Here is a 2,134-nt window from a genome sequence, read left to right on the forward strand (position 1 = left end):
CGACGCAATCGACGCGTCGTTAATCGCGCTGTTCACACCCCCCACAATCAACGACCCACCCAGCCCCGCGAACGCCAACGTCGCACCCGCGCTAAACGGCGTACCCACCACGCCCACCGCGAGAATCAACACACCCTCAACGACCTGTACCGCGTCCCACAGCACCCCCCACAGGGCATCCTCTTTCCGTTGCCGATCCTGTTCAGCTTCAACATCATCGACATACCCGGAGAACAAGGTCTCCCACCCGTCGGACGCGGCCTGCTGGTTCTCCCGACAGTAATCCAGCATCCCCCCGGTCAACCCGCTCAACCTCTGCAAAGTGAGATCGAAACTCCCCGCCGTGTAGGAGCGCCCCTGCCCGACAGTAAGACTCCCGACATTCTTCACGATACTGTTCAACTCAGCGAGAAGATTCTTGACCTGGTCGAACCCATGATCGGTGGCCTCATACGCCGCCCACGTCTCCTGCTGAGACTTCGCGATCGACCGCATCCGCTCGAAACCCTCCGCAGCATTGTCGGCCGCGGTCGCGCCAGCGCCGTCCAACGCCACCAGATGCGACGCGCGAGCAGCAATCGACCGCAGATCGGCCGCGAACCCCCGCAACCGCCCGATACCAGTATCAAGTTGAGCCAGATGCGCGTCGTACTCATCGTTTATGAGCCGGAAATTCCCGTCCGTATCCACCTGCGAATATCCGTTCCAGTACACGCCGATCGCGGTCTGGAACGTGGACAGGCACACCAACAGCGACTGCACGATCGGGACATGCACTTCCCGAATATACGCACGCATCGCGTCCGCACCCTGACCACTGATATTCCCCGAGGCCGCGAGACTCTCAAGCCCCTGCAGAAGCGCATCAAGGGCCTCACCCCGCTCCGCGAGACTCTTCTGCAACCCCGGAGACGACGCCTGCCACGAATCCGCAGAAAACTCCACCACACTCACTCGGACACCTCGCCACCCTGCGCATCCTGCGCGTCCTGCACTTCGATATTCACCCCGAGTTGATCGAACTCGTTCGTGTCCGTCTGCGCCGCAGCACCATACGTCGCGATCAGGGTGGACAGGTCCGCGGAGATCTCGGAGACAGCCGTGACCCCTGGAACATTTAGGTCACCACCCCGATCCCATCCGTCCTTCGTCTCCGCCACGCAGGACGTGAGAGTAGACACCGTCTGGGTCTCCTCATGGAACCCGTCAGCTATGCCTCGTGTGTCTGAGCCCATCGTCTCTTGCCTCCTCTTACGTCTCGTTCAGTTCAGGGCTATCGCGACCGCCTGCGCGGAAAGGACCGGATGCTCGAGCGGGTTGATCGAGAACGCGAGCGCGCGTTGCTTGCTCTTGCAGTCACCGATGGCCTGCCCGATCTGGTCGCTAATTCGGGCGTGATCCGACCTCGCCGCGTCGAGAGCATCCGTGAAACTGGTGCGACTCTGCCCAGCCCACAGCGCCCCGCCCGCATCCTTATAGTCATCGACCCGGAGCCCATCCGCCTCACCGCGCACCGTGTCCAGCTGGGCGATGACGTCATCAAGTTCCCGCACCTGCGCCAACGCCAGTTCCTCATTCATCGTCATCTCCCACGTCGCGAACACCGGCGAACAAGTCGTCGTCCGCGGCAACCCGAGCGGGCGCTACCAGCGCAGGAACAGCCGCGGGCGGGCGATGTTCCTGCTGGAACCGGGCGTAAGCGATATTCAGGATCTCGACCACGAGATCCTCATCAGCATCCCGATACCCCTCAGACACGATCTTCGCAATGTTGTCGCCGCTGAAATAGACAACATTCGTATCAACCATGCCCTCCGGAAACAGAAACGCGCCATAGTCGAAGAACTGATCCTCCACGACCGACCCTCGACTGACAATCAGTAACTTCTTCACCGAACCATTCAGAATCACCACACTTCCCAACGGCAAAAACGTGCGGCCCCCCAGCGGCCCGGAATCAGACTGCAGATCGGTCATACCTATCCTCCTTTACGTCGAAGCTCACTAAATGGGTCTGCGGCATTTTTCGCTACTCACTCACTCACTCACTCTTGAATTTGGAGACGGTCGCCGTTGCCGATCCCGAACGACGAGATGACGTCGTAGCCGCTCACGGCGAGGGCTTTGTCATCGA

The 2,134-nt window shown here is 60.6% G+C and carries 4 protein-coding genes; all 4 read right to left on the reverse strand.

Annotated features, from left to right (window positions below):
* The coding region (locus B0H03_RS15975; RefSeq protein ID WP_207774267.1) for a T7SS effector LXG polymorphic toxin at window positions 1-954 on the reverse strand (954 nt) is incomplete at its 3' end.
* Window positions 951-1,181: a hypothetical protein gene (locus tag B0H03_RS15980; RefSeq protein ID WP_127844000.1), complete on the reverse strand. Its 231-nt coding sequence runs from the start codon at window positions 1,179-1,181 to the stop codon at window positions 951-953. The genes B0H03_RS15980 and B0H03_RS15975, both read right to left, overlap by 4 nt.
* A gap of 81 nt (window positions 1,182-1,262) precedes the next feature.
* Window positions 1,263-1,580, reverse strand: coding sequence for a hypothetical protein (locus tag B0H03_RS15985; protein WP_104354016.1), 318 nt, complete (start codon window positions 1,578-1,580; stop codon window positions 1,263-1,265).
* Window positions 1,573-1,977, reverse strand: coding sequence for a DUF4176 domain-containing protein (locus tag B0H03_RS15990; RefSeq protein WP_104354364.1), 405 nt, complete (start codon window positions 1,975-1,977; stop codon window positions 1,573-1,575). The genes B0H03_RS15985 and B0H03_RS15990 overlap by 8 nt, the downstream gene beginning before the upstream one ends.
* Window positions 1,978-2,134: the final 157 nt, after the last annotated feature.

This window comes from Rathayibacter iranicus NCPPB 2253 = VKM Ac-1602 (assembly GCF_003149025.1).
Classification (GTDB): Bacteria; Actinomycetota; Actinomycetes; order Actinomycetales; family Microbacteriaceae; genus Rathayibacter; species Rathayibacter iranicus.

Bases quoted from the DNA above. Each gene is read 5' to 3' on its own strand.
- B0H03_RS15985 (WP_104354016.1), bottom strand. From the start codon at position 1,580: ATGAATGAGGAACTGGCGTTGGCGCAGGTGCGGGAACTTGATGACGTC.
- B0H03_RS15990 (WP_104354364.1), bottom strand. From the start codon at position 1,977: ATGACCGATCTGCAGTCTGATTCCGGGCCGCTGGGGGGCCGCACGTTT.